This is a genomic window from Peptacetobacter sp. AB845 (assembly GCF_047528295.1).
Taxonomy (GTDB): Bacteria; Bacillota; Clostridia; order Peptostreptococcales; family Peptostreptococcaceae; genus Peptacetobacter.
Map to the genome: position 1 here is coordinate 1,883,559 of NZ_CP180001.1, position 21,065 is coordinate 1,904,623.

The 21,065-nt window shown below is 33.4% G+C and carries 35 protein-coding genes; all 35 read right to left on the reverse strand.

Annotated features, from left to right (window positions below; all coding sequences use genetic code 11):
* Nucleotides 1-8: 8 nt before the first annotated feature.
* The 35 genes from ACK2WO_RS08800 to ACK2WO_RS08970 all read right to left on the reverse strand — a co-directional run bounded on the left by ACK2WO_RS08800 (nt 9) and on the right by ACK2WO_RS08970 (nt 21,050).
* Nucleotides 9-1,700: an NlpC/P60 family protein gene (locus ACK2WO_RS08800; RefSeq protein ID WP_414697511.1), complete on the reverse strand. Its 1,692-nt coding sequence runs from the start codon at nt 1,698-1,700 to the stop codon at nt 9-11.
* Complete coding sequence (locus ACK2WO_RS08805; RefSeq protein ID WP_414697512.1) at nt 1,701-2,342, reverse strand: LysM peptidoglycan-binding domain-containing protein; 642 nt, start codon at nt 2,340-2,342, stop codon at nt 1,701-1,703. It lies immediately after the preceding gene.
* A gap of 10 nt (nt 2,343-2,352) precedes the next feature.
* Nucleotides 2,353-4,158: a hypothetical protein gene (locus tag ACK2WO_RS08810; protein ID WP_414697513.1), complete on the reverse strand. Its 1,806-nt coding sequence runs from the start codon at nt 4,156-4,158 to the stop codon at nt 2,353-2,355.
* Nucleotides 4,159-4,346: 188 nt separating this feature from the next.
* Nucleotides 4,347-4,730, reverse strand: a complete 384-nt coding sequence (locus ACK2WO_RS08815) for a phage tail assembly chaperone (RefSeq protein WP_414697514.1) — start codon at nt 4,728-4,730, stop codon at nt 4,347-4,349.
* Between the two features lie 47 nt (nt 4,731-4,777).
* Nucleotides 4,778-5,230 carry a phage tail tube protein gene (locus ACK2WO_RS08820; protein ID WP_414697515.1) on the reverse strand — a complete coding sequence of 151 codons (453 nt, stop codon included), beginning with the start codon at nt 5,228-5,230 and terminating at the stop codon, nt 4,778-4,780.
* Nucleotides 5,231-5,241: 11 nt separating this feature from the next.
* Entirely contained in the window at nt 5,242-5,838 is a 597-nt protein-coding gene (locus ACK2WO_RS08825; protein WP_414697516.1) for a phage tail sheath C-terminal domain-containing protein, read from the reverse strand.
* 4 nt (nt 5,839-5,842) lie between these two features.
* On the reverse strand, nt 5,843-6,307 hold the full coding sequence (locus ACK2WO_RS08830; protein ID WP_414697517.1) for a hypothetical protein: 465 nt from the start codon (nt 6,305-6,307) through the stop codon (nt 5,843-5,845).
* A gap of 10 nt (nt 6,308-6,317) precedes the next feature.
* Nucleotides 6,318-6,734: a DUF6838 family protein gene (locus ACK2WO_RS08835; protein ID WP_414697518.1), complete on the reverse strand. Its 417-nt coding sequence runs from the start codon at nt 6,732-6,734 to the stop codon at nt 6,318-6,320.
* Complete coding sequence (locus ACK2WO_RS08840) at nt 6,731-7,123, reverse strand: HK97 gp10 family phage protein (protein ID WP_414697519.1); 393 nt, start codon at nt 7,121-7,123, stop codon at nt 6,731-6,733. Before ACK2WO_RS08840 ends, ACK2WO_RS08835 begins: the two co-directional genes overlap by 4 nt.
* Nucleotides 7,116-7,466 carry a phage head closure protein gene (locus ACK2WO_RS08845; RefSeq protein ID WP_414697520.1) on the reverse strand — a complete coding sequence of 117 codons (351 nt, stop codon included), beginning with the start codon at nt 7,464-7,466 and terminating at the stop codon, nt 7,116-7,118. The genes ACK2WO_RS08840 and ACK2WO_RS08845 overlap by 8 nt, the downstream gene beginning before the upstream one ends.
* Nucleotides 7,466-7,723: a head-tail connector protein gene (locus ACK2WO_RS08850; RefSeq protein ID WP_414697521.1), complete on the reverse strand. Its 258-nt coding sequence runs from the start codon at nt 7,721-7,723 to the stop codon at nt 7,466-7,468. The genes ACK2WO_RS08845 and ACK2WO_RS08850 overlap by 1 nt, the downstream gene beginning before the upstream one ends.
* 1 nt (nt 7,724) lies before the next feature.
* Nucleotides 7,725-8,816, reverse strand: coding sequence for a phage major capsid protein (locus ACK2WO_RS08855; RefSeq protein WP_414697522.1), 1,092 nt, complete (start codon nt 8,814-8,816; stop codon nt 7,725-7,727).
* Between the two features lie 41 nt (nt 8,817-8,857).
* Nucleotides 8,858-9,538, reverse strand: a complete 681-nt coding sequence (locus tag ACK2WO_RS08860; protein ID WP_414697523.1) for a head maturation protease, ClpP-related — start codon at nt 9,536-9,538, stop codon at nt 8,858-8,860.
* Nucleotides 9,531-10,709: a phage portal protein gene (locus ACK2WO_RS08865; RefSeq protein ID WP_414698745.1), complete on the reverse strand. Its 1,179-nt coding sequence runs from the start codon at nt 10,707-10,709 to the stop codon at nt 9,531-9,533. The genes ACK2WO_RS08860 and ACK2WO_RS08865 overlap by 8 nt, the downstream gene beginning before the upstream one ends.
* A gap of 56 nt (nt 10,710-10,765) precedes the next feature.
* On the reverse strand, nt 10,766-10,930 hold the full coding sequence (locus tag ACK2WO_RS08870) for a hypothetical protein (RefSeq protein WP_414697524.1): 165 nt from the start codon (nt 10,928-10,930) through the stop codon (nt 10,766-10,768).
* Nucleotide 10,931: 1 nt separating this feature from the next.
* Nucleotides 10,932-12,611, reverse strand: a complete 1,680-nt coding sequence (locus tag ACK2WO_RS08875; RefSeq protein WP_414697525.1) for a terminase large subunit — start codon at nt 12,609-12,611, stop codon at nt 10,932-10,934.
* Nucleotides 12,604-13,086, reverse strand: a complete 483-nt coding sequence (locus tag ACK2WO_RS08880) for a phage terminase small subunit P27 family (protein WP_414697526.1) — start codon at nt 13,084-13,086, stop codon at nt 12,604-12,606. The genes ACK2WO_RS08875 and ACK2WO_RS08880 overlap by 8 nt, the downstream gene beginning before the upstream one ends.
* Before the next feature lie 107 nt (nt 13,087-13,193).
* Nucleotides 13,194-13,589, reverse strand: coding sequence for an HNH endonuclease (locus ACK2WO_RS08885; RefSeq protein WP_414697527.1), 396 nt, complete (start codon nt 13,587-13,589; stop codon nt 13,194-13,196).
* 160 nt (nt 13,590-13,749) lie between these two features.
* A complete protein-coding gene (locus ACK2WO_RS08890) occupies nt 13,750-14,301 on the reverse strand; it encodes a site-specific integrase (RefSeq protein WP_414697528.1) in 552 nt (183 codons plus the stop codon).
* Complete coding sequence (locus ACK2WO_RS08895) at nt 14,279-14,446, reverse strand: hypothetical protein (protein ID WP_414697529.1); 168 nt, start codon at nt 14,444-14,446, stop codon at nt 14,279-14,281. The genes ACK2WO_RS08890 and ACK2WO_RS08895 overlap by 23 nt, the downstream gene beginning before the upstream one ends.
* A 150-nt stretch (nt 14,447-14,596) precedes the next feature.
* Nucleotides 14,597-15,082 (reverse strand): hypothetical protein, encoded by a 486-nt coding sequence (locus tag ACK2WO_RS08900; protein WP_414697530.1) that lies wholly within the window; start codon nt 15,080-15,082, stop codon nt 14,597-14,599.
* Nucleotides 15,083-15,252: 170 nt separating this feature from the next.
* On the reverse strand, nt 15,253-15,636 hold the full coding sequence (locus ACK2WO_RS08905) for a hypothetical protein (protein WP_414697531.1): 384 nt from the start codon (nt 15,634-15,636) through the stop codon (nt 15,253-15,255).
* Nucleotides 15,617-15,916: a hypothetical protein gene (locus ACK2WO_RS08910; protein ID WP_414697532.1), complete on the reverse strand. Its 300-nt coding sequence runs from the start codon at nt 15,914-15,916 to the stop codon at nt 15,617-15,619. The genes ACK2WO_RS08905 and ACK2WO_RS08910 overlap by 20 nt, the downstream gene beginning before the upstream one ends.
* Before the next feature lie 10 nt (nt 15,917-15,926).
* The gene (locus ACK2WO_RS08915; RefSeq protein WP_414697533.1) at nt 15,927-16,325 is read right to left on the reverse strand and encodes a single-stranded DNA-binding protein; all 399 of its coding nucleotides are present in this window, start codon (nt 16,323-16,325) and stop codon (nt 15,927-15,929) included.
* 31 nt (nt 16,326-16,356) lie between these two features.
* Nucleotides 16,357-16,569, reverse strand: coding sequence for a hypothetical protein (locus ACK2WO_RS08920; protein WP_414697534.1), 213 nt, complete (start codon nt 16,567-16,569; stop codon nt 16,357-16,359).
* Nucleotides 16,570-16,656: 87 nt separating this feature from the next.
* Complete coding sequence (locus ACK2WO_RS08925) at nt 16,657-16,884, reverse strand: hypothetical protein (RefSeq protein ID WP_414697535.1); 228 nt, start codon at nt 16,882-16,884, stop codon at nt 16,657-16,659.
* 18 nt (nt 16,885-16,902) lie between these two features.
* Nucleotides 16,903-17,307: a hypothetical protein gene (locus tag ACK2WO_RS08930; RefSeq protein WP_414697536.1), complete on the reverse strand. Its 405-nt coding sequence runs from the start codon at nt 17,305-17,307 to the stop codon at nt 16,903-16,905.
* A gap of 2 nt (nt 17,308-17,309) precedes the next feature.
* A complete protein-coding gene (locus ACK2WO_RS08935; protein WP_414697537.1) occupies nt 17,310-17,561 on the reverse strand; it encodes a DUF6440 family protein in 252 nt (83 codons plus the stop codon).
* A complete protein-coding gene (locus ACK2WO_RS08940; protein ID WP_414697538.1) occupies nt 17,562-17,816 on the reverse strand; it encodes a hypothetical protein in 255 nt (84 codons plus the stop codon).
* A gap of 71 nt (nt 17,817-17,887) precedes the next feature.
* The gene (locus tag ACK2WO_RS08945) at nt 17,888-18,127 is read right to left on the reverse strand and encodes a hypothetical protein (protein WP_414697539.1); all 240 of its coding nucleotides are present in this window, start codon (nt 18,125-18,127) and stop codon (nt 17,888-17,890) included.
* Between the two features lie 59 nt (nt 18,128-18,186).
* Entirely contained in the window at nt 18,187-18,600 is a 414-nt protein-coding gene (locus ACK2WO_RS08950; protein WP_414697540.1) for a hypothetical protein, read from the reverse strand.
* A gap of 12 nt (nt 18,601-18,612) precedes the next feature.
* Nucleotides 18,613-19,134: a hypothetical protein gene (locus tag ACK2WO_RS08955; protein ID WP_414697541.1), complete on the reverse strand. Its 522-nt coding sequence runs from the start codon at nt 19,132-19,134 to the stop codon at nt 18,613-18,615.
* A 12-nt stretch (nt 19,135-19,146) separates the two neighbouring features.
* The gene (locus tag ACK2WO_RS08960; protein WP_414697542.1) at nt 19,147-19,482 is read right to left on the reverse strand and encodes a hypothetical protein; all 336 of its coding nucleotides are present in this window, start codon (nt 19,480-19,482) and stop codon (nt 19,147-19,149) included.
* Entirely contained in the window at nt 19,469-19,708 is a 240-nt protein-coding gene (locus ACK2WO_RS08965) for a hypothetical protein (RefSeq protein WP_414697543.1), read from the reverse strand. Before ACK2WO_RS08965 ends, ACK2WO_RS08960 begins: the two co-directional genes overlap by 14 nt.
* A 13-nt stretch (nt 19,709-19,721) precedes the next feature.
* Nucleotides 19,722-21,050, reverse strand: a complete 1,329-nt coding sequence (locus tag ACK2WO_RS08970) for a DnaB-like helicase N-terminal domain-containing protein (protein ID WP_414697544.1) — start codon at nt 21,048-21,050, stop codon at nt 19,722-19,724.
* Nucleotides 21,051-21,065: the final 15 nt, after the last annotated feature.

Here is a 21,065-nt window from a genome sequence, read left to right on the forward strand (position 1 = left end):
TGCCCCTCCTATAAAAATCGTCTTGCGTTATGATAGTCACCACGACTACTCAACTTACTTATCCTTACTACATCGTTACTCTTTGGTGCATGTATATATTCTCCATTCCCTACATACATTCCAACGTGATGTACAGGACTTCCGAAGAATACCAAATCACCCGGTTGTAAGTTACCTTTACTTACAGATTGACCATACCTACTCTGTTCTGAGGATGTACGTGGAATTGATTTTCTCATCTGTTTAGCTACCCAGTAAATCAAGCCACTGCAATCAAATGAATTAGGGCCAGTTGCTCCCCATTTGTATGGCTTACCTAATTGACTTTTAGCTAGTGTTACAGCTCTACTATTTCCTCCACCATTTGAAAATCCTGTTCCATTTCCAATGATAATTTCTCCATATTTTTTACCCCATCCATAAGCACTCTTTTTGTCTGGGTAAAGTAAATCTATATGGTACACTCCATTTACAACTTGTATCTTTCCACCACGATCATTTACACGATATACTTTTCCATCGTTGCTTGTACCAGTACCACAAACTTGTATCTGTGTATTAAAAGGTATTGATGGAGGAGCTGCACATGTATTAGAGCTTGGATTAAGCCTTTCTCCATTAGCTGCTACAAATCCACCCTGAAGTTTATCATTTGATGGATAATAAGCGGTAAATAGAGCCTTAACTCTTTTTCCATTTAGCACTCCACCACTTTCAGATGCTCCATCGGCATTCTCTTCTTTGCCGTCTTCGGCTTTTTCATCCATAATGTTCTCAAAATTCAGAGTCAAATTAGTCTTGTGTATGCCATCAGAATACTCTTGTGAATCCGAATCAATATAAAACTTACCTATCAATCCTGAGTTAGTATCTTTAACCATAACTGCATTGCCAGCTACACAAGTACCATCTGTCACAAGACCACCTACACTACACTTCTTTTCAACGTCTTTAAATTTATCATTTATTTCCTCTGTAGATAGACCTTTATCTTTCTGCTCAGCTATCTCTTGTATCACTCCATACACTTCCTGGAGTTCCTTCTTATCCTTTACATCAAGTTTATTTCCGTTCGCATCTGTTATTACAACTCTATTTACTATATTCTCAGCACTCATACTATACTCTGCATTTGTAAGGTTTTTATCTTCCTCAAAACCTATCTTCAAAACAGTTACACCTTTTTCGATAACTGAAACCTTTTGTCTTGTAACAACTATCATATACTTCTTTCCACTGCTCTTTGCCTCTTCTGTGTATGCAGTCATTATAATGTCATAAACAGACTTATTAACGAACACCTTGCTCATTTTTACCTTAGATTTTGCAAATTCGCCGTATGCAAACTTATTATCCTTCAAAACAATCTGAGCTATTTCCGCTGCTGTTTTGTCTTTAAAATTGTAAGAGCATTTACTCTTAGTCAATCTCCATCCTTCATCGAGTGCTGTATATTTTACAGTATTTTCGCTAGTATTCTGAACACTTAGCACCTTTCCTCTAAATACTTCCTCATTTGCATCATAGAGTTTTGCCAAGTTTCCAGCTTCTATACTAAACTTACTCCTTGCAACACTAAACTCACACTTTCTGCCTGCTGCTTTAATATCTCCAGATGTCGTTGCACTTTCCAAAATACTACTTATGTTGTACTTACTCTCATCTTTTTTCTGAATTACCATTTCAACATTTTTAAGCATCTAAGGGATCACCAACTTCCAGCCATCGATAATTAGATTTGGATTTTTTACCTTATCCTTATTTGCGTTTGCTATCTTCATATACTGACTTCCATCACCATAATATCGTTTTGCAAGTCCCCAAAGAGTATCCCCTCTAACAACTGTGTGAGTTCTATTTTTATTGTTATTCTTCTTTTTATCATTTGGACGTTTCTGAGGAGTTTTCTCTGTCACCTTTGAAGAATCTTTTTTAGGTGGAGCTATCTGAGGAATTACAAGCTCCTTGTATTCTATCAATGATATAGAGAAATCAATATCTCCTCGTCCATTTACCTTATATACTTTTTCAAAACTCTCTATCAAAAATTGATTGTTTATATCTGTATCTGTAATTATGAATCGAATAGGATCTCCCTGTTCCATTATACTTTTCATCTGATTACAAAAACTTTCTGGACTAGGAAAATCTGGGTACTGGCAATATGGCATATATTCAGATGGATAAAAACCTGAGAATGAAATATTCTCAAGTTTTCTACCTTTAAAAAAAGCTATCTCTCCACCTTTTGCTAAACCGACAGTATTTATCTCACTTCCACTTTTTACATTCACTTCAGAAATAGGAACTGGAAGCCTTATATCTCCTATATAAAATTCCATATAACCACTCCTATCCTGCAAAATTTAATAATGCTATTTTTAACATTGCTACAAATTTTTCAACGAAATCATTTATATCCATATCATCATTTATAATTACTGTATCTGCTATTTTCTTAATAACTACTTCTACAACTGATTTTCCACTACCACCTCTTACAGGAGGAGCTGATGCCATTCTAGAATTATGTAGCATAGCATTTGTTTCGCTATTTGTATAAACCTTACTTCCGTTTGGCATATCAACAAGTTCTGGCCCATGTTCTCCAACGATACTCAATCCACCAGTCCAATACTTAGTTCCTGTAGCATTACGACCTATTTTATTAGTAACCCAACTAAATCCAGAACTTACTGCATTTGTAATTCTAGATAGACCATTTGCCAAAGTATTTAATAGAGGACTTATAGCATTAACTGCTTTTTTAACTACTGTCCTTATTCCATTAAATACCTTATTGAATATACTACCTACATTTTTTAGAACACTTCCTATATCTTTAAGTACAGGAGATATTCCTTTTAATAATGTAACAACTAATGGAGCAACTGCTTGAACTATAGCTCCTATACCTCTAAATGCTACTCCACCTATTGAAAGCAATCCTTCAAATACTGGCCATAGAGCTTTAATACCTTCAGATATAATTGGACCTGCAGATGTAATAATACTCTGCATACCCATAAAAGCATTTTGGAATATTGGTGCTAGTGTTGCCGACCTACTCTGAAGGAAACTAATAGCTCCACCAATTCCTTGTCCTATAGCTGTACCAAAAGCTTGTACTCCAGGAGCTGCACTATCTAATAAACTTATAACTCCTTTTAATGCAGGAACCATAGCTTGTAGTGCTGCTAAACCTGTATCTGCTACCATAGACTTAGCTTTACCTATTATAGTAGAGCCTAAACCACCACCACTTTGTGCTAGTTTCCCAGCTCCACCAGAATACATTGCCTCTAGTTGCTTTTGTACATTTGCAGGATTATCAGTTGAACTAGCTTTAATACCAAACTCTGCCAGACGAGACATTTCACCTATTTTCATATCTGCCAAAGCTTCCATTGCATCGCCAACAGACTTTCCTGGATTCATTGCTGCCATATCTTCAGCAAGTCTTACCATACTCATAGCATTTTTAGTGTTTCCTTTTTCAACCTGTAATGCTCTTGTTCCTGCTGCTATTACTTCTCCAGTTTCAAAGGGAGTATTGTTGGCATTATTTCTAAGTGATTTCAGATATCTGTTACTCATCTTGCTTATCTGAGCTTGGCTTTTTCCTTTATTACCAATTCCCATAAAATGGTTCATTGATATCTGTTGCTTTTCTAAGGTGGCTCCTTCGCCCAATGCACCTGCAACTGCTTTTCCTATGCCAACTGTTGCTGCTATACCTTTTAAGCTAGTTAAACCAGATGCTATCTTTTTAATGATACCTGTAGCTTTATCCTTAACCTGTACTACTGGTTTTGCTACCTTTCTACCTAATGTATCCAGTTTCTTTTTAGCATTATCTACTTTTTCAATACCAGTTGTCTTTATCGCAACAAGTTTTGCAGTTTTCTTTCTCAAAGGCTCTAACTTATTTCTCAGCTTAGTAATCTCGGCATGAGCCTTTGTAGCATTTAATCTCAAAGTTCTAGCTTTTTTAAGCTCATTTCTTTGCTTTAATGCTTCAGCTCTGTTATCTCTTATTTTTTGAGTTTGAGCATCTACTTCTCTACCAAATGCTTTCTGCTCATTTCTTATACCTCTAAGAGTTGCCGACATATTGTCTTTAAGAGATATAACTGCACTTATATTTTTTCTTCCCATTTATTCATCACCTCCAAAACTAAATGCTGAAAGTAATCTATCTTGGAGATCTAATTGTTTATTTTCTTCATATTGCATCGCAGCGATATAAAAATATCGTTCAGTCAAACTCAAACTACTCAATTCATCTATAGAATGACCTTTTGAAAGATAATAACTAAACATCCTCGCATCTATATCGCTGTCGATTAGTTTTTTGTTTCTTCTATAACTTTAGATACTGAATTGTATCCAGCAACCTCAATTATTGCTGATGTTAGAGAGTATATTTCTAGTGGGTCAAATATTTTCTCTACTATATCTAAAGGAGTAAAGCAATCAAAAGCCTCTATTAATTCCGTATTTTTTAGATTAGGTTCTACCATGCATTCGTATATTAATCTCTTATCACCTTCTGGAGAATCCATACTCATACATTCGTTGTAAAGAGTTATATCTGGTTTTTTAACCTTAACTAAACAATTTAATGTTTCTATATCTAGTGTTATTACTTCATTTTTTCTGTTCTCAAAGAACTCTTTTCTCTTTAATATGTCATCTAATGTAAGAACTTTATTCTTTTTTTTACTCATTTTTTATTTCTCCTTCCAATAAAAAAGAGAAGGTCAAGCCTTCTCTCTTATGATAATTTTTCTATAGTACTGAAGAATGATGCGTCCTTTGGAGTAAATCCAAATGGTATCTCTCTTTCAGCAGGTGTTCCTCTTTCATACATTGCTAATATTAACTCATTTAGCCATACATTACCTATCTTAACCCTTTCTTCCTGTCCTCCTGGAGTATCTGGGTCTTTTACTTTACTTATTATAGTTCCTCTTGGGTCTTTCCCTGCTTTATATGCTTCAAGGTATTTATCCATACCTCTTGTATAGAACATTTTTATGACTAATGTTCCTTCACCCTTAGCTTTTGTATACTTTGTATCTACGTCTATATCTAACTGTACTTCTTCTCTTTCAAGTATTACCTTTGCTTCTAACTTACTTGTTTCAAATAGTAGCTCTTCATCCCACCATACATCAAAGTAAGTTCCAGATACCTGATTATTACCTCTTTCTGTTCTAGCTGCCATCTAATCACCACCTATTTGAATATTCTTATATGGATATCTTCCATTGCATCTATGAATTTTACATATGATATTGAAAATACATCACTTCCAGTATCATAATCTTTTATCTGCTGATCAGACATAGTAGTTACATCTCCACCATGCTGAGTGATATATCGTTTCTGTTTTTCCATATCTAGTCTCATTGTCGCATCTGCTGCTGGATTTAATACTCCTTTTGCTTTTAGCGATTTATAGTATTCTTCACAAGCTGAAAAGAATAACACCTTATCATCATAGCCATTTGGATAATTACCAACATAATAATCACTAAATGTTTTTAATATATCACTATGAACTAAGTCCATACCTTCTATTATTTTTATTTTCTTCATATCTTCAGTTACTTCTAGCTCTATTGTCTGTAAGGAATTAACTCCTCTACCAATCTTAATTTTTTCTCCATCATTGACTAGTATTAACTTACCAGCATCTATATCATCATCTGGAGTTGAGCTTTCTTTTATAGATTTGACTTCATCTAAAACATAATAAGTAACTGATTTATTTAAAGGTATCCCTGCAACTATTCCAGCTATTCTACTTGTATATTCAAGAGCTGTATACACCTTATCAGTTATTTTTTTTTATTTCTTCGGTTGTAAAGTTTATTATAGCTTCACAGTCAGCGCTATCTGCATTTGCTAGGACTGCTTTTATATCTATGTTTTCCTTTCTCTGAGCTTTTACATAATCTATTATTTTCTGATTTGAACTACCTTTATCTGTAGGATATGCTAAATAGTTAAACTTTTTAAATTTAACATCAGCAAGAACAGAGTCTAATGTTCTATCATTTGTAGAACTTATAACCTCAACTAACACCTTTAAAGGCTGACCTTTAAAAGTTTTTGCTAAGAGGTCTAAGTTCTTTTCAGTAAATGTTCCTGATTTTACCTCGCCTATATCATTGAATGAATAAGAAGTATTTTTCGCTGTATCATCATCTAATATAAGTAAGACTATACCATTTCCACTTCTGAAGATTGCTGTCTCTGCTAATTTTAAAAACTCAGCTTCCATAACTGGTAAACCCATATTATCACCTCTACTCATATCTCATTTCTAAGTTTTGCATTTTTTCTCTGTTGTCTATGATTATTTCTTCATCACAAACATTCAAAACGAATCTATATTGCAACACATTCTGCTGCTCTATAAAATCAACATCATATATAGTTAGATTTCTATCTCCAACTTTCAGAGTTGTATTAAATTTCTTTCTTAGTATGTCAAACATTCTCAAATTTTCAGTATGAGTTTTTTCTTTTGAGAAGTAATGTATAATAACACTTATCGTTGTTGAAGATATTCTTTTTATATCCTCAACTTTTACTGGTGTTATTTGGACAAAAAAAGCAGGCCTATCATACTGATCTCTTACTGCAGTTGAATAGACCTTCACATTCTCTATCTCTTTTAATATTTCATTTACCGCTTTATTAATACTTAATACACTTATCATTTAATCTCCAATATATCTTCAACAAACTTATCAAACTCACTATCTATTTCTGGCCGACTTTTTAGCATAGTATTATATAGCATATGCTTTCCTTCATTCCATGTTCCATCGACATTGAAGTGACCATCTTCTACAAGGTGAGCATGTGGAGCATTATTATAAACATTCCCATTTACCTTACCTTTTCTAGATGATACTGAATGCTTCCAAGCTTTCCTTAAATTACCAGTAACTTTAGGAGTATCAGCTTTAACATTTGCTTTTACCTTTTTAGCCTGCTCTCTTACAAACTTTTTACTTTCCTTTGGGTATTCAATAGTATATTGATTTACCATTTTTTTGATGTAATCATCCAATTCTTTGACTTCAAGTCCATCATTTCTACTCATTCCAAACACCCTCTTTTACTTTTATGCAATCTAAGTGAGTTTCATAAAGAGAAGTCTCTTTTATATTGTTGATATGCTTTATTGAATAGTATTCGTTATTATAAAAAATTCTCATACCTTCATTTATATCTGTACGATATCTTATTTTAAATCTATAGACATACTCTGTTCCTATCTTCTCTGCTGGAAGATTAGTATTAGATGCTTTTAATTGTACTTTGCTTGCCCAACACTTATCATAAAAAGCCCACTCTTTATCGAGTGAGCTTGATAATTCATTTTCTACTTCTGTAAATTTTTGTATTTCAATTCGATGTCGCATTTTTTCAAGTTTCTCAGCCATTAGTTAGCACCTTCTTTATATCGCAACTGATTTATCATCCCTACAATTCCTAATGATAACTTTTCATTTGTTTCTCTATTCAAGTACCATTCTGTAGATATTTTTGCTACTGTAAGCTTGTATAGTTCTGATTCTGATTCAGTTACACCTGCTTCTATCAGTAGCTCTTTGGCTGCATTAATAAGAGTTTTTAGATATTGTTCCTCAGATTCTCCATCTATTCTAAGATTATCTTTAAGAAATTCTAAAACATCCATCCTAGCCACCTATAGTTATTTCAACTTTTACAAGTGCTTTAGTATCTACCTTCTGAACATCGTATCTTTCTATAACTCTTAATAGAGTAGCATTTTTAGTAAATCCTGCCTCTCCAGACGCTGCCATTTCATAAACATCTCTATCAAAGAAGGCTAGATAATCTTCCATAGAACCAACATAAAATGTAGGTTTTTCTGTAACAAGTTCAGCATTATCAAGTTCAACTATATGTTTATGTTTATAACTATATCCTGATGGAGATGATTTATCCTCTGTAAGTATTGGGTCTCCATTTTCATCTCTTGCATTGTCTAAGAAGTCAAATCCAGTCTGGTTTGTAAATATTTTTGCTACATTTTTTATAGCAACTGGTAATTTTGTATTAAGAGCTGTATTTATATCCTTATATGTAGTTCCTGATACTAATTCAGCTCCAGATATAGCAGTTAATATATCTGCATTTTCTGTTCTAACCGCTTTTTTAGCGAATCTTCTACCACAATAAGATGTTAAGTTTGCAGTTTCATCCTGAAGTAAAGTATTTGATATAGGTATTATGTCCCCTTTATCTTTACATTTCCAAGCTACATTACCAAATTTTATATCTGACTGATTTATTTCAGTTAATTCATCAAAGGCAGTTAATTTATCAGAGGCTTCAACTTCAAGTGGCATTGACCCAGCCTGACTATGAACTACTATTACATTACAATAATCTTTTAAAGCCACCTGACTTCTTCTTAGTTCATTTATCTGTGTTTTCTGCTCTTTAGGAACTAAGAATCCTCCATCTTCATCTGTGCCTTCAACTAAGCCCTTATCCTGAGGATCTAAATCCTTATGAAGAACTGCTCTATTAAATGCTACCCTTCTTCTCATCTCATCAGACTGTTCAACTCTATTTGTTGGTGATGGATTTGGAGTTTTTTCATTTTCATATAAAGCGGCTTCTATTTCGTAATCTTCCTGAAGTGATTTTATCTCTTCTATAAGATTTTTAGCTTCCACTTTTTTACCTTCACTTACTAACTGTCTTGCCTGCACTCTTTTTTCGTTTATAGAGTTCAGTAATTCTCTCATTTTCTTATTCATTCTGTTTTCCTCCTTAAAAATTTGTATAAAAAAAGAGCCTTCTATAAAAGCTCTATTTCTAACGCTAAATTTTCTAACTCTTCATCAACTTTCTTATTCTCTAAATTATTTGGTCTATGCTTAAACTTAATATCCGATGCACAGTTCAGAACATTTAAAGAATCCACTACTGATATTTTATTGAATATCTCACTAGCTTCTTTACCAGTCATCCACGTTTCTTCTTGCATCATGTTCTTAATATCATCCACACTTGTCCCATCAGCAAGGTTCTCCTCATATACAGACACAATCCCCTCTTCTATTTTGTCAAGCATCTCAGACCGACTTTTAAAATCATCTGCATCACCCTGGCAACTCATCCAAGGTTTATGTATCATAAAATAGGCATTAGAAGGTATTTCTATCTCATCCCCTGCAAGTGCAATTACACTAGAAATAGATGCTGCAAGACCATCTACTATGACTTTTTTATGCCCAGTATGTCTTTTTAGCATGTTATAAATTGCCATGCCAGCAAAGACACTTCCCCCAGCACTATTCACATAGATATTTAAGTCCTTCCCCTTTGCATCATTCAGAAATCTTTTTATAGTTGCAGGATACTTGTCCTCTGAAGTCCATGCATCCATCCAATCTGAAACAATATCGCCATAAAAATATAAATCAGCACTTGTTTCGGTTGAGTTTTTAACCTCTAAAAACTTCTCCAACTTACTCATCAGAATCACCTCCTCCTGTATCTTTAATACGATTATGCTTTTCTAATGTTTCCAAAGTTGTATAGTTAAGTGACATATAATGCTTATCACCTATCTCACCTATATTATGGAGATCTTCTTTATCTCTTGCCTCATTAATTGACATCAATCCCATTCCTAGCATTTCCTTGTAATATTCAGCTCTAGTTTTTGAATCAGCACGCATTGCAGAATTAAGGTTGAATTTAACAAAATTCTTTTTCGCTTGCTCTTCTGTAAATAGTTTGTAGTTTAATTCCTCTTCCGCTGCAGTCACCTCTGGCTGTAGCACATCAACCAAATACCTTAAATTCTGTTGCTCAACATTTGTGTACTTTGCGTTGTCAATATCATTCAACATATAGCTTGGAACATCAAATATAGTAGCTATCTCAGATTTATTCATTTTCCTACTGGCAATAAATTCCATATCCTTCATCGGTAATGTTATTGGCTTATACTGTAACCCACTATCAATTACAGCTATATCTCCTGCATTACTTGAACCAGAATATAATCGTCTCCACTCTTCCTTTATCTTTTGCCTTTGTGCAGAACCTAATTCTCCTGCCACTTCTAATACACCAGTTGTCAAAGTTCCGTTTTTGTAGAAGTTTCCTTCAAACTTATTTATCGCCATTAAATTACCAACTGATTCACGAGCAACTTCCATTGGAGCTTTTCCCACTTTTCCCTGAGAGCTTGTATATGGAAAATGTAAAATCTCATCTTCTGTAAATACTTTTCGTTTAATTGAGTTCTGGTAAATATAGATATAATCATTATTTAGATTTTTCTCTATCGTCACATACTGTGGCTCAAGTGGTTCAAGGGCTATTATATTCCCTCTTGCATCAAACTTCATTTCAACAAAAGCATTTCCCCACAAAAGTCTAGACACTTCTATATAACTTTTAAACTGACTCGGTGTCTGGTATTTGTTTGGTCGTTTCTCTAGTAGATACCATAGAGGGTTATCTCTATCACGAACTTTTCTAGTATCATCATATTTAAAAAGTTGCAATGGCAACTTTGAAAATGAATTGGCTCTTATAACAATACATTCAAATATAGTCCCAATATTAGCAAAAGCATTTTCGGGTGAGATAAATTCGCCACTAGTCGTAACTTTCCCATAATTCATTGAAAACATATCCGTCCAATCATTTCCTAATATTTTTCTAAATAGCACATATTAACCTCCTTTCATCATTTTTTATATAGCTTAGCTATAATAATTCCAAAACCTATAAGCAAAAATGCTAGAAGGTAATTGGCTATGTATATATTTAGAAAATATGTATTGATTACTGCTATTAATGCTCCAAGCAATATCAATATATCTTCTATATATTTCCTTAAAAATTCTTTCACTTTACATCCCCCAATCATCACTTAAGATGTGAGTATTAATATCCGCATTCAAGTATGCGTGGTGCATTCCTCTGACATGTGAGTTGATTCCTGCTATTACTGGGTCAATACGTCGTGTAGATTTTGACTTATCTAATTTAATATTTCCTGCAGGATCTAAAGATGGAACTGCATTAGAGAAGCACCACCTAAGAAGAGGATTGCCTAAAGTTACCAACTTTTTCTCTATTATCAGTTTCTCAACATCCTTAATTGGCTCACTCATAGTCTTAAATCCTTGTCGAATTTCAACACATTCAATATCTTCATCCATTGCCTTGTTAGCGAATTGAGTAGCATTCCAAGGGTCATAGTCAATTTCTTTAATCTGATATCTTTTACCCATTTCCATTATGTAAGATAGAATCCAATCCTGGTCTACTGTAGCTCCAGGAGTTAATGTCAAATATCCTTGTCTTGCCCAGGTCGTATATGGAACTTTATCTCGATGTTCCTTGTCAACTATTCCATCTTCTGGTAAAAAGCCATGATTAAGCCATACATATCGCCCATCAGCGAGAGGGAACTCCAAATTTACCGCAGTTATATCTGTTGTAGCAGACAAGTCGACACCACAAAAGCACTCTTTCCCTTCTAATTCTTCCACATTAAAGTCAGAGTTTTCTATTTCACATTCCTTATATTTCTCCATATTCATCCAAGCATCATCTGCGTTCACCCACAAGTTCAAATGTTTTACCATAAAGTTTGTAAGAGCTGCAGGAATTTCTTTTGCCTGCTTAGCTTTTGCTCTTAGGTCTTCTCTACTTACTGATACATCCAAGTTAGGATTAGCTTTCTCCCACGTTGCCTCGTCAAATGGGTCGTCATCTTCGTCAGCACACGCTATATAGGCGAAAAATCTTTCATCTTTTATACTTCCATCTAATATCTTGGTAGCATATTCATACATCTCATAACATATCGTATCTGTACGGAACCCTGCTGTAGTAACCATCCATATCAAAGGTTGTCTTCTAGCTCCAGTTGCAGTAACTAATACGTCATACACCTCTCTTGTCTTATGAGCATGTAATTCGTCGATAATCCCACAATGAATGTTAAGACCATCTAGAGCTTTGGCATCTCTACTTAATGGCTCAAACTTACTATTTGTAGATGGCATATTTATATTAGCTTGAAATACATCTACATGTTTCTTGATATATGGAGATGCATTAATCATTCTTTTAGCCTCGTCAAAAATGATTTTTGCCTGGTCTTTTTTAGTTGCTGCACTATAGATTTCAGCTCCTTGCTCTCCATCTACAGTCATCATTTCAAGTCCTATTCCTGCTGCTTCTGTAGACTTTCCATTCTTTCTTGGAACTTGATTGTATGCTTGTCTGAATCTTCTATATCCAGTTTTCTTCTCTTCCCAACCAAAGACACTTCCAACTCTAAAACATTGCCATAATTCAAGTTCGATTTCTTCTCCAGCAAATTCTCCCTTACTATGTTTCAGTAATTTAAAGAACTCTATGCTCCTTTCAGCTTTTTCTGAATTGAACTTATATGGATATGACTTTTTCTTAGAAGACTTCATATCTTCTAAATGCCTTTTACATGCTTGCTTTACAAACTTACATGAAGGAATATTCCCTGCAAGAACCTCTTTTGCATACTTAGTAGTTCTATCCATTTTTAGTTCCTTTCATAAATTCAACAAAAGGATCATCTACTTCATCTGGAGTTGTAGCATGTAAACTCGTCCTTGAAGATGGTGTTAGACCAAATTCTTTTGCATATTTAACCATTGATTCCATCCGCTTATTGGCTATGCCAACTTCTGGTCTTTGAATTATATTGCCTTTATCAGTAACTGTTGTTAGACCATAAGTTCTAATTGCTTTTTCTGCCTCTATCCAACGATGATAAGATTGGCAATATGCTGCTAAAGTATTTACATCTACATCACTTATAATTCCATTCTTCTTTAAAAGAGGAATTATTCTTTTCCATTCTTTTTTCGCATATCGACTCAAGAATGAAGGAGGGTTTATAATTTCATCTGAACACTCATACTTTGGTTCATCTTCATTTAGCTTTCTTTTTCCTGGATTTCCTTGTAAAAGTTTTAGATTGGTAGGTTTTGGTGCTGGTCCTCTTTTCCCCAAACTATCACCTCTTTTTCATACCTATACCCCCCATACCCCCCCATGTTAAAACTTGCGTCCGTAATATATAGAGGGGGCGTTCGGTCTTTTCGTCTCCTCCTTTTTTATCAAAAGGTAGGGGGGGTATATTTTCTTTTATGTATTTTGTTATGGCATTCGTCACAAATAGCTATAACATTATTTGGTTGCAGTCTTAACTCCCAACACTCTCTCACTGGTTTTATATGGTGAACAACTGTTGCATCAGTCAACTTGTTGTTCTGTAAACATATCTGACACAAGTGATGGTCTCGCTGCATGATATAGTTTCTAAACTTAATCCATTTAGAACTCTTATAAAATTTATATTCCTTATCGTCAGCTCTTCTCTTGTCATACATTTTATTTTTAGCTGCCTTGAGTCCATCTTCATACTCCTGATGGGCTGAACAATATACTCTTGGATACTCAACTAGATTAGGACAACCAACCTTCCGACAAGGTCTTTTACCTCTTCTTCCCATCTAATACTCCTTTATGAAAGGGACTTATCTTATATTCTGTCGCTTTCGACAACATACTTATCCAACCTATTTAAACATAAGTAATTCCAATATGTATAAGGCTCTATAAATTAGGTATTTGAAATATGAATGCGACCTAATCTCAATATGTCCCTTTGAATTAATTAAAGTACCTAAAATCTCTATATGCTGCATCTATTCCATCTTTATTGATACCTATATAATTAAGTGTGATACTCGGACTTGCGTGGTTAAATATACTTTGCAATAAAGCAACATCCTTAGTCTGCTTATAAAAATGATATCCAAAAGTCTTCCTCATTGAATGTGAACCTAAGTGAGGAATACCAAACTTATCTCCTAAATCAGATATTATCTTCCAAGCTCTCTTCCTTCCTATAGGTCTGTTATAGTTTTTCCTAGACTTAATTAAGAAATCGTCTGGGTCTTTATCCCTGGTATAATCTCTTAAAACTTTCTTTAAGATTGGATTGACTTCAATATATTTTCTTTTACCAGTTTTCTTTTCTTTTATAACTATCTGGCTCTTGTCTTTCACATCTCTTATTCTAAGAGTTAATATATCTGAAACTCTCAATCCTGTATAAAGTCCCATACAAAAAAGAACATAATCTCTTTCGTTATGCTGCTTTAAATATCTACACATATCTTCAAGTTTATCTAAATCTCTAATCGGTTCGACCTGATTCATGCTTCCTTGCCTTCTTTCTTTTCTTGCTTGGGAAGTGGTCAAAGTTTGGCTTCTTTTTCATCTCCAGGTCAAGAGCTCTTAGCTCATCGGGAAGCTCTGCAACATGTAATATTTCATTTGCATCATGCCACTTCTTTTTACTCATCCTTAATCACCTCATTTTTTCAATAAAAAAAGACCGGTGGCTAACCAGTCTAATCTCTTATAGAAGATAGATACAACCTTCATATCTTTCCATAATATTATTTTATCTCTTTTTAACTCTAAATATCGGAACTAAAACGGAACTTTTAAATTACAACAAATCAAATAGAGTGTCTGAATCTTTTTCTTTTAATACTGTAGCTCCAAATAGAGCTATAGCTACACTCTTTACAGCTTCATCTTTTTTCTTTCTTAACTGTCTTTCTGAGTAAGGAAGTTTGTCCTCTATGCTTATCCAATCCATTCCTTCTACTACATACATAGTTAGAACTTTCCTATGGATATCATCTAAATTGGCAATAGCAGTATCTACCTTTTTTACAAGAGCCTCTGTCTTATCTGTCTCAGATACAACATCTAACATTCTTTCATATCTTTTAATGACTTCATCCTCTACTGGACTAGATGTATTACTTGTCTGAACACTTACTCCATCATAAGTTACAGCTCTTAAGTTAGATATTTCTTTTTCAAGATTTTCTTTTCTTTTTGCTAATGTCTTTAAATATAATTTCATCTGTTTGTGCTGTCTTAATGTTTCTTCCGTAAAGTCTAAATACTGCTTTATATCTGCCATATTTCCTCCTTCTTAGAATCATCTATCTAAATTTAATATTTTCCATATTACTCACCCCTATATTTTTATTAGTGAGCATGTTATAATAAATGAGTAAGGGATTTATATCATGCTCGCATGGTATATAAGAGAGACTGTCCGCTACACAGTCTCTCTTTTTTTATTTATTTTTAATCTAATTTTTCTAATATCTTTTTCGCATATTTCTTTTTAATTCTTCCTGACTTTGTTCTTAGAAATATTGCTTTCTCTTTTTCTATTTTTCCTAGCATATCAGCAGCCTTTTTAGATTCTCTTACTACTTGTTTGTTTAATTTTCCTATCTCTTTGTTAAGCTCATCTGTAAGATCTAGATTAAGCTCGTACTCTTTATTTAGCTTATGGAATTGCTCATCCTTCTCTAATAAGGACTTATTATAATTTTCTTCCATTTCTTTTAGCTTACTGTCACTAAACTCTTTCAACTCCTGTAGTCTTGTATCTTTTTCTTCTAGCTCTTTCTTATATTGCTCTTCTATCTCTCTAACTTTTTTCTTAGTCAATATCCCGAACATATTCTACCCTCCGTATCGCTTCTCTGTCCCATCCACGATTCTCTAATTTTTCATTGTGTTTTTTCAAGCCTTCAAACATCTCATCTTTAGTAATTCCTACTGTATCCCAATAGCTCAGTACACTCTGTATTACATCAAATCCTTCTTCAAGTGTTGCATCTATATTTATATCAGCTTCATAGCTTTCATCTAAAAATTCCTGAGCTTCTTCTATAAATTTGCATGCAGCCATAGTCTTACTGTGATTTTCGTCCTGTATTAATTTATAAATAAATTCCATCTCTTACCTCCTAAAATGGTACATCGTCATCTTCTACAGATGGATAGCTTTCCTGCTCTTGTGTTGTTCCATTATTTTCAGATTTATTAGGTTTCGCCCATACATGAACCTTTGAACACCGCACTTTTGTGAATGATTTATTTTCACCTGTATCCTTGTCCTGATATCTATCTACTCTGATATATCCATGAGCTTCTACTAAAGAACCTTTGACTCCATACGATGCTATATATTCTGCTGCTTTTCCAGTTACTTCGCATGGAATAAAGTCTGTATCTTTTGTTCCATCTCTTTTAACAAAATCTCTATCTATTGCTACAGTAAATGTAGCTACTGCTGTTCCACTTCCTGGAATATATCTTAATTCTGGGTCCTTTGTAAGTCTTCCAACTAATACTGCATTATTCATTTATTTTTTCCTCCTTTTTTGTTTATTAACTTTATTTATTCTTTAGTTTACGTATTGCATCTATTAATTCTGTTATTACTTCTATGATGATTATTATCATAAAAAAATTAACAAACATTATGAAAAATACTTCCGCTATATTCATATTAGTATACCTCTTAAAAAAAATATCTATTGCACATGTTATCCTTGTTAGTATTCTACTTTCTAACTCTAAAGCTCTTTTTACTGTGTTTATAATCATCCTTATACCCTCACAGATATTTCATATTATTCAATAATATTTACATAAAATATTACAGCTCTTTCTGTGTTGTTACATTTATCTCACTCATTTAAGCCTATTGAATACTTTTAATTTTGTAAGTGTCGCTTTAAACACTCCTATATTTTCTTCTAAATTAATTATTACTTCATAACCCGTAAGCATATATCCTAATTTCTCATGATGCTTTTTAAAACTTTCTATTATGCTCTCTGATAGATCTGGATTTGTAATTGGAAATAATATAGATACTTCTTTATTAAATTCTTTTTCCTCAAGACTAAACTCTCTCATCTTCTATCATCTTCTTTCTTAATTTAAAATTTCCCAAGCAGTATTTAGATTTTCTTCTATATCTAAATCAAATCCTATTCTAAGCTCTACCCTGCTTCCTTGATGATCTTCTAATGTTCCAAATTTAGAAACCGCATATACTCCAGGTAACCAATCTGTTCTTCTTACTGCCTTACCTTTTAATAATGCTCTCAATGCTCCTTCAAAATGTGTAAGTGTAATTTTGCTATAAGCATATTCATCATCCTCTACGATGAATATATTTGTAGTTGCATAATTTATCATGTAACTAAACATTTCAAATTCATTTGATAGCTTTATAGCCTGAGCTCTTTCTTCATAATTAAGCTCTCCTAAATAATGTATTATGTCGTTTCCTAAATCTCTTATTCGATTTAAGAAAACTCTTGTATCTTCTCTCATATCTATTCAGCTCCTTTTAGTCTTGGAGTTATAGAATATTCTCTATCACCTCTAATTACGATATATTCAACTCCAGTTTCTTTATCTTTTACTATCCTTATCGTTCCTGGATAAATTCTTTCATAATGAATTTCTTCAAATTTATTAATAGCCATTGCTTCTTCAACTTCACTTGCAACTGTATCATTACAACCTACAAGCGAATAAGCTAACATTAATGCAGCTATTGCTGTTATTATTTTCTTCCATTCCATTTATAAAATCCTCCTTATATCTATTCCGCCATTTTTGTAGAATTTTATCTTTAGCTTGCAGCCACATTTAGGACAAGTTATTTCTCTTCCTTTTCCAAACTTTCTAACTACTAGAAAATGCATCCTGCAATCAAAGCATTCTATAAAATTCATATCCCTATCTTCAGCAGGATCTTCTATAGCTCTCTCTATTTCATCCTTATCTTCTGGGATTATATATTCTCGTACAAAATCAAACCAAATGTCTTTATTCATCTTTTTTCTCCTTAAGTGATGCTCTGTCTATATGTGTAATCATTAAAACTGCATCTTTATTTATTTTGTGTCTAAATATATTTGTTTTTTTCATCTTTTCTTTCTGTTATAAAAAATCCATCTTCCTCAAAGAAAATATCTCCTTCTTTTAGAAATATTTCATCTGATTTTGCACCTTCGCATAAATCTATAATTATAGTGTGTCCTTTTTTTAAAATATTTTCATTTTCTGATTTAGGTGGCGGAATATTTTTTATTCTAAGTGTATTAGGATTTGTTGTTGTTATATATCCTTTGCTTCTTCTAAACATTTTCTTTCTCCAATTTTTTATTTGCTGGAGCAGGATTACCCACTCCAGCTTTTTATTTATTAACAATTTATAACTCTGTACATTGCATCTATTTTCTTTTCGTCTAAATCATTGTAGTCTTCTACATCCATAAGGAAGTCAGCCATTATTAAATCAGAATGCTGAGAGAATTCACACATAGGACTTATTAAGCAGCCTGTACAATTATGACATTCACAATATCTAGTTATATCTAATATTTTTCCTTTAAAAGTTAATGTATCGCCTACATTATAGATTTCCCATTCTTCTCCAAGCATTGCTTCTATAGCTCCAGCTCCTGCTACAGGATGCACCATATTTGTAAATCTTCCTTTTTCATCTACAAGTCTTTTGCTATCTGCATCTAGCTTTACATATCTACTTTCGTCCCAATTTTTTCTTCTAACTCTTTCCCCTGCTAATACTGCCTGCATTGCTTCTAATAAATTCATACTTACTACCTCCTATAATTTTATTATTGATATTTTTAATTTTTCTTCTAAAAACCATCTAAGCTCATTGCTTAGTTTGTCCTCAGATTCAACTTCATCTTGCATTGTTTCTAAAATACATTTTTCACACATTACTGTTCTAAAGTCTCCTGACTCATCTATTACAAGATATAACTGTTGCATAACCGCCCCACACTCAGGACATATATCTGCCTCTGTTATTACTGCATCATATTTTTCTTCAAGATAATTTATCAAATCCTCATCATCTTCTAAGTATTCAGCTGTATCACTATCATAGAATGCTGTAGTTTCTTCACTTTCTATCTCAACAAACCCTGCATCTACTACATATTCAGCTAAATCATCGTTGTTGTAAAATACCTCTCTAGAATTAACATCCACATATCTCTTAACTTCCACTTCTTCTACATCACAAGATTGCATTAAACATCTCTTACATAGACATTCGCAATCACAGCAATCTTTAAATACATAAAGCTCTCTGCTACTTCCACACTGTTTACATTCCATAACTTAACCCTCCTACAAAAGTCCTTCTGATTCATAGAACTCTCTTCTTATTTTTTCTTTTGTCATTGTGTCGAACTCATCTCTAGACTTCTTCAACTTGCACTCATATTTCATTATGTAGAGATTCATTCTCTTGGACTGCTCTGCTACATCTTTTGCTGTAACTCCATAGTCCTCTAATTTTAACTTTGCTTCTCCCCATTTTTTCTTATCTTGTCCACCTGTAGCTATTAATACAGGATTCGTATTTGCTGGCAACGCTTCAACGAACACAGAATTTTTAAAAAATAGCTCTGGCTTGAAACTTTTGTTTTGTAGATTTCTAAAAAACTCTTTAGCTTTCAGCATTTAAAATCTCCCCTATCTTATGTATTCCTTCTGGAAGGTCTAAAAAATAAATCTTCCTATCTTCAACACCGCTACCCTTTAAAATAGCAGTGTTATTTTTAACTTCTATTCTGTCATAGCCCACATATCGGAATGCTAGTAACCTAGTCCTGACATATGCACTCTTGCATTCTCTTTTATATGCTTCTTTTCTCTTACTAGAGTCAAGTTTCATATTTAACTTCATTTGCTTTTCCTTTCTAGAATGGAGCTATATCCTCCATGCTCTGTTGTTCGTTAATATCGTATCTGTACACTCTGTTTAATTCAGCAGGGCAACTATAAAGTCGCTTTCTAATATCATCAAAGTGCAACTGCAGCCTTTTTTTCTGTTTCCCTGTCTGTCTATTTTTCGTAATCAATAGATAAGTCTCATCCTTGCCTTCTTCATCATCTATAATTCTCTGTGTAAATAGCTCATAGTCACATAGATTTACTATCTCACTCGCCCCTGATACGTCAAACATATCTACATTGTCACCATTGTTGGTCTTTTTTGGATGTGCTACTAGAATTATTACTAGATTATATTTTCTAGCTAAATTTTTAAGATTTTTCGCCAACTCTTTCTGAGATTCATACTTGTCCTTAGCATCTAAAGCTAGAGTCATCAAGTTATCCAGAATAAACATCCTTACTCCAAATTTCAGATACAGATGCTCTATAGTAGCACACATACTTCTTTCATCAGCAGGAGCGTCCTCGTTATACAAGAACAACTTTCCTTTTATCCATCTTCTTATTTTTCTAATTGCATTTGGAGATGGAGCTGAATATCTTGCTCCCAGCTCAGTCTGATATGGAATTATATCTTCTTCACTAGCAACGTATTTAGTAAACCAATCCAACACTATTTCCGTTGGAAGCTCTCCACTGTATAAAAAAGCTTTATGGCCACTATCTATAGCAGATGCTAAAAAAGCATTTATGATAGTAGATTTCCCACTGGAAGGCTTTCCAGATAAGACTGTCAAAGTCCCATATCTAAAGCCGTCCATGTTCTCATCTATTTTCCGATAGCCTGTAGAAATACTTTTATGTTCCACACCTTCAAATTCAACTTCGGATGCGTCCATATAATTGTCTTTTGTGGAGCTACTATCTACTAATATCTCATGCAGCATAGTTACAGAATTGTGTATTTGTGCTGTATTTTTACTTCCTATATCTTTCAACAAATCTTCAGCTTGTTCTTTGATTTCTCTAATCAAGACTTTGTCCTGAAGGATCTGTATGTAGTAGTCGATATTAGCAGTAGTAGCAACTATTGTTGTTAAACTTGCTATATAGTTTAATCCTATTTTTTCTAATACTCCCTGCTTCTCTAGCAGGTCTCTTAAAAGCACTAAGTCAATCGGCTTATTCTTATCCAACAATTCTTTCATGGCTCTTAATATTAATTTATGTGCTTCTAGGTAAAAAAGTTTTTCTTTTATTTCTCTAGCTTTGTATGCAACAGAGTCATCTAGGAGCAATGCTCCTAAGACTTTCTGTTCAGCATCCATATCAAATAGAGAATTATTTTTCATATCGTCCACCTCTTA

Bases quoted from the DNA above. Each gene is read 5' to 3' on its own strand.
- ACK2WO_RS08805 (WP_414697512.1), bottom strand. From the start codon at position 2,342: ATGGAATTTTATATAGGAGATATAAGGCTTCCAGTTCCTATTTCTGAA.
- ACK2WO_RS08895 (WP_414697529.1), bottom strand. From the start codon at position 14,446: ATGAGTAAAAAGAAGTGGCATGATGCAAATGAAATATTACATGTTGCA.
- ACK2WO_RS08905 (WP_414697531.1), bottom strand. From the start codon at position 15,636: ATGTTCGGGATATTGACTAAGAAAAAAGTTAGAGAGATAGAAGAGCAA.
- ACK2WO_RS08915 (WP_414697533.1), bottom strand. From the start codon at position 16,325: ATGAATAATGCAGTATTAGTTGGAAGACTTACAAAGGACCCAGAATTA.
- ACK2WO_RS08855 (WP_414697522.1), bottom strand. From the start codon at position 8,816: ATGAATAAGAAAATGAGAGAATTACTGAACTCTATAAACGAAAAAAGA.
- ACK2WO_RS08950 (WP_414697540.1), bottom strand. From the start codon at position 18,600: ATGAATTTATTAGAAGCAATGCAGGCAGTATTAGCAGGGGAAAGAGTT.
- ACK2WO_RS08865 (WP_414698745.1), bottom strand. From the start codon at position 10,709: ATGTTTTCAATGAATTATGGGAAAGTTACGACTAGTGGCGAATTTATC.
- ACK2WO_RS08815 (WP_414697514.1), bottom strand. From the start codon at position 4,730: ATGAGTAAAAAAAAGAATAAAGTTCTTACATTAGATGACATATTAAAG.
- ACK2WO_RS08970 (WP_414697544.1), bottom strand. From the start codon at position 21,050: ATGAAAAATAATTCTCTATTTGATATGGATGCTGAACAGAAAGTCTTA.
- ACK2WO_RS08925 (WP_414697535.1), bottom strand. From the start codon at position 16,884: ATGAGAGAGTTTAGTCTTGAGGAAAAAGAATTTAATAAAGAAGTATCT.
- ACK2WO_RS08840 (WP_414697519.1), bottom strand. From the start codon at position 7,123: ATGAGTAGAAATGATGGACTTGAAGTCAAAGAATTGGATGATTACATC.
- ACK2WO_RS08860 (WP_414697523.1), bottom strand. From the start codon at position 9,538: ATGAGTAAGTTGGAGAAGTTTTTAGAGGTTAAAAACTCAACCGAAACA.
- ACK2WO_RS08820 (WP_414697515.1), bottom strand. From the start codon at position 5,230: ATGGCAGCTAGAACAGAAAGAGGTAATAATCAGGTATCTGGAACTTAC.
- ACK2WO_RS08945 (WP_414697539.1), bottom strand. From the start codon at position 18,127: ATGTTTAGAAGAAGCAAAGGATATATAACAACAACAAATCCTAATACA.
- ACK2WO_RS08875 (WP_414697525.1), bottom strand. From the start codon at position 12,611: ATGGATAGAACTACTAAGTATGCAAAAGAGGTTCTTGCAGGGAATATT.
- ACK2WO_RS08955 (WP_414697541.1), bottom strand. From the start codon at position 19,134: ATGGAATGTAAACAGTGTGGAAGTAGCAGAGAGCTTTATGTATTTAAA.
- ACK2WO_RS08935 (WP_414697537.1), bottom strand. From the start codon at position 17,561: ATGGAATGGAAGAAAATAATAACAGCAATAGCTGCATTAATGTTAGCT.
- ACK2WO_RS08885 (WP_414697527.1), bottom strand. From the start codon at position 13,589: ATGGGAAGAAGAGGTAAAAGACCTTGTCGGAAGGTTGGTTGTCCTAAT.
- ACK2WO_RS08965 (WP_414697543.1), bottom strand. From the start codon at position 19,708: ATGAAGTTAAATATGAAACTTGACTCTAGTAAGAGAAAAGAAGCATAT.
- ACK2WO_RS08830 (WP_414697517.1), bottom strand. From the start codon at position 6,307: ATGGGTTTACCAGTTATGGAAGCTGAGTTTTTAAAATTAGCAGAGACA.
- ACK2WO_RS08810 (WP_414697513.1), bottom strand. From the start codon at position 4,158: ATGGGAAGAAAAAATATAAGTGCAGTTATATCTCTTAAAGACAATATG.
- ACK2WO_RS08900 (WP_414697530.1), bottom strand. From the start codon at position 15,082: ATGGCAGATATAAAGCAGTATTTAGACTTTACGGAAGAAACATTAAGA.
- ACK2WO_RS08890 (WP_414697528.1), bottom strand. From the start codon at position 14,301: ATGAATCAGGTCGAACCGATTAGAGATTTAGATAAACTTGAAGATATG.
- ACK2WO_RS08850 (WP_414697521.1), bottom strand. From the start codon at position 7,723: ATGGATGTTTTAGAATTTCTTAAAGATAATCTTAGAATAGATGGAGAA.
- ACK2WO_RS08920 (WP_414697534.1), bottom strand. From the start codon at position 16,569: ATGATTATAAACACAGTAAAAAGAGCTTTAGAGTTAGAAAGTAGAATA.
- ACK2WO_RS08835 (WP_414697518.1), bottom strand. From the start codon at position 6,734: ATGATAAGTGTATTAAGTATTAATAAAGCGGTAAATGAAATATTAAAA.
- ACK2WO_RS08800 (WP_414697511.1), bottom strand. From the start codon at position 1,700: ATGCTTAAAAATGTTGAAATGGTAATTCAGAAAAAAGATGAGAGTAAG.
- ACK2WO_RS08960 (WP_414697542.1), bottom strand. From the start codon at position 19,482: ATGCTGAAAGCTAAAGAGTTTTTTAGAAATCTACAAAACAAAAGTTTC.
- ACK2WO_RS08930 (WP_414697536.1), bottom strand. From the start codon at position 17,307: ATGAGAGAAGATACAAGAGTTTTCTTAAATCGAATAAGAGATTTAGGA.
- ACK2WO_RS08940 (WP_414697538.1), bottom strand. From the start codon at position 17,816: ATGAATAAAGACATTTGGTTTGATTTTGTACGAGAATATATAATCCCA.
- ACK2WO_RS08910 (WP_414697532.1), bottom strand. From the start codon at position 15,916: ATGGAATTTATTTATAAATTAATACAGGACGAAAATCACAGTAAGACT.
- ACK2WO_RS08845 (WP_414697520.1), bottom strand. From the start codon at position 7,466: ATGGCTGAGAAACTTGAAAAAATGCGACATCGAATTGAAATACAAAAA.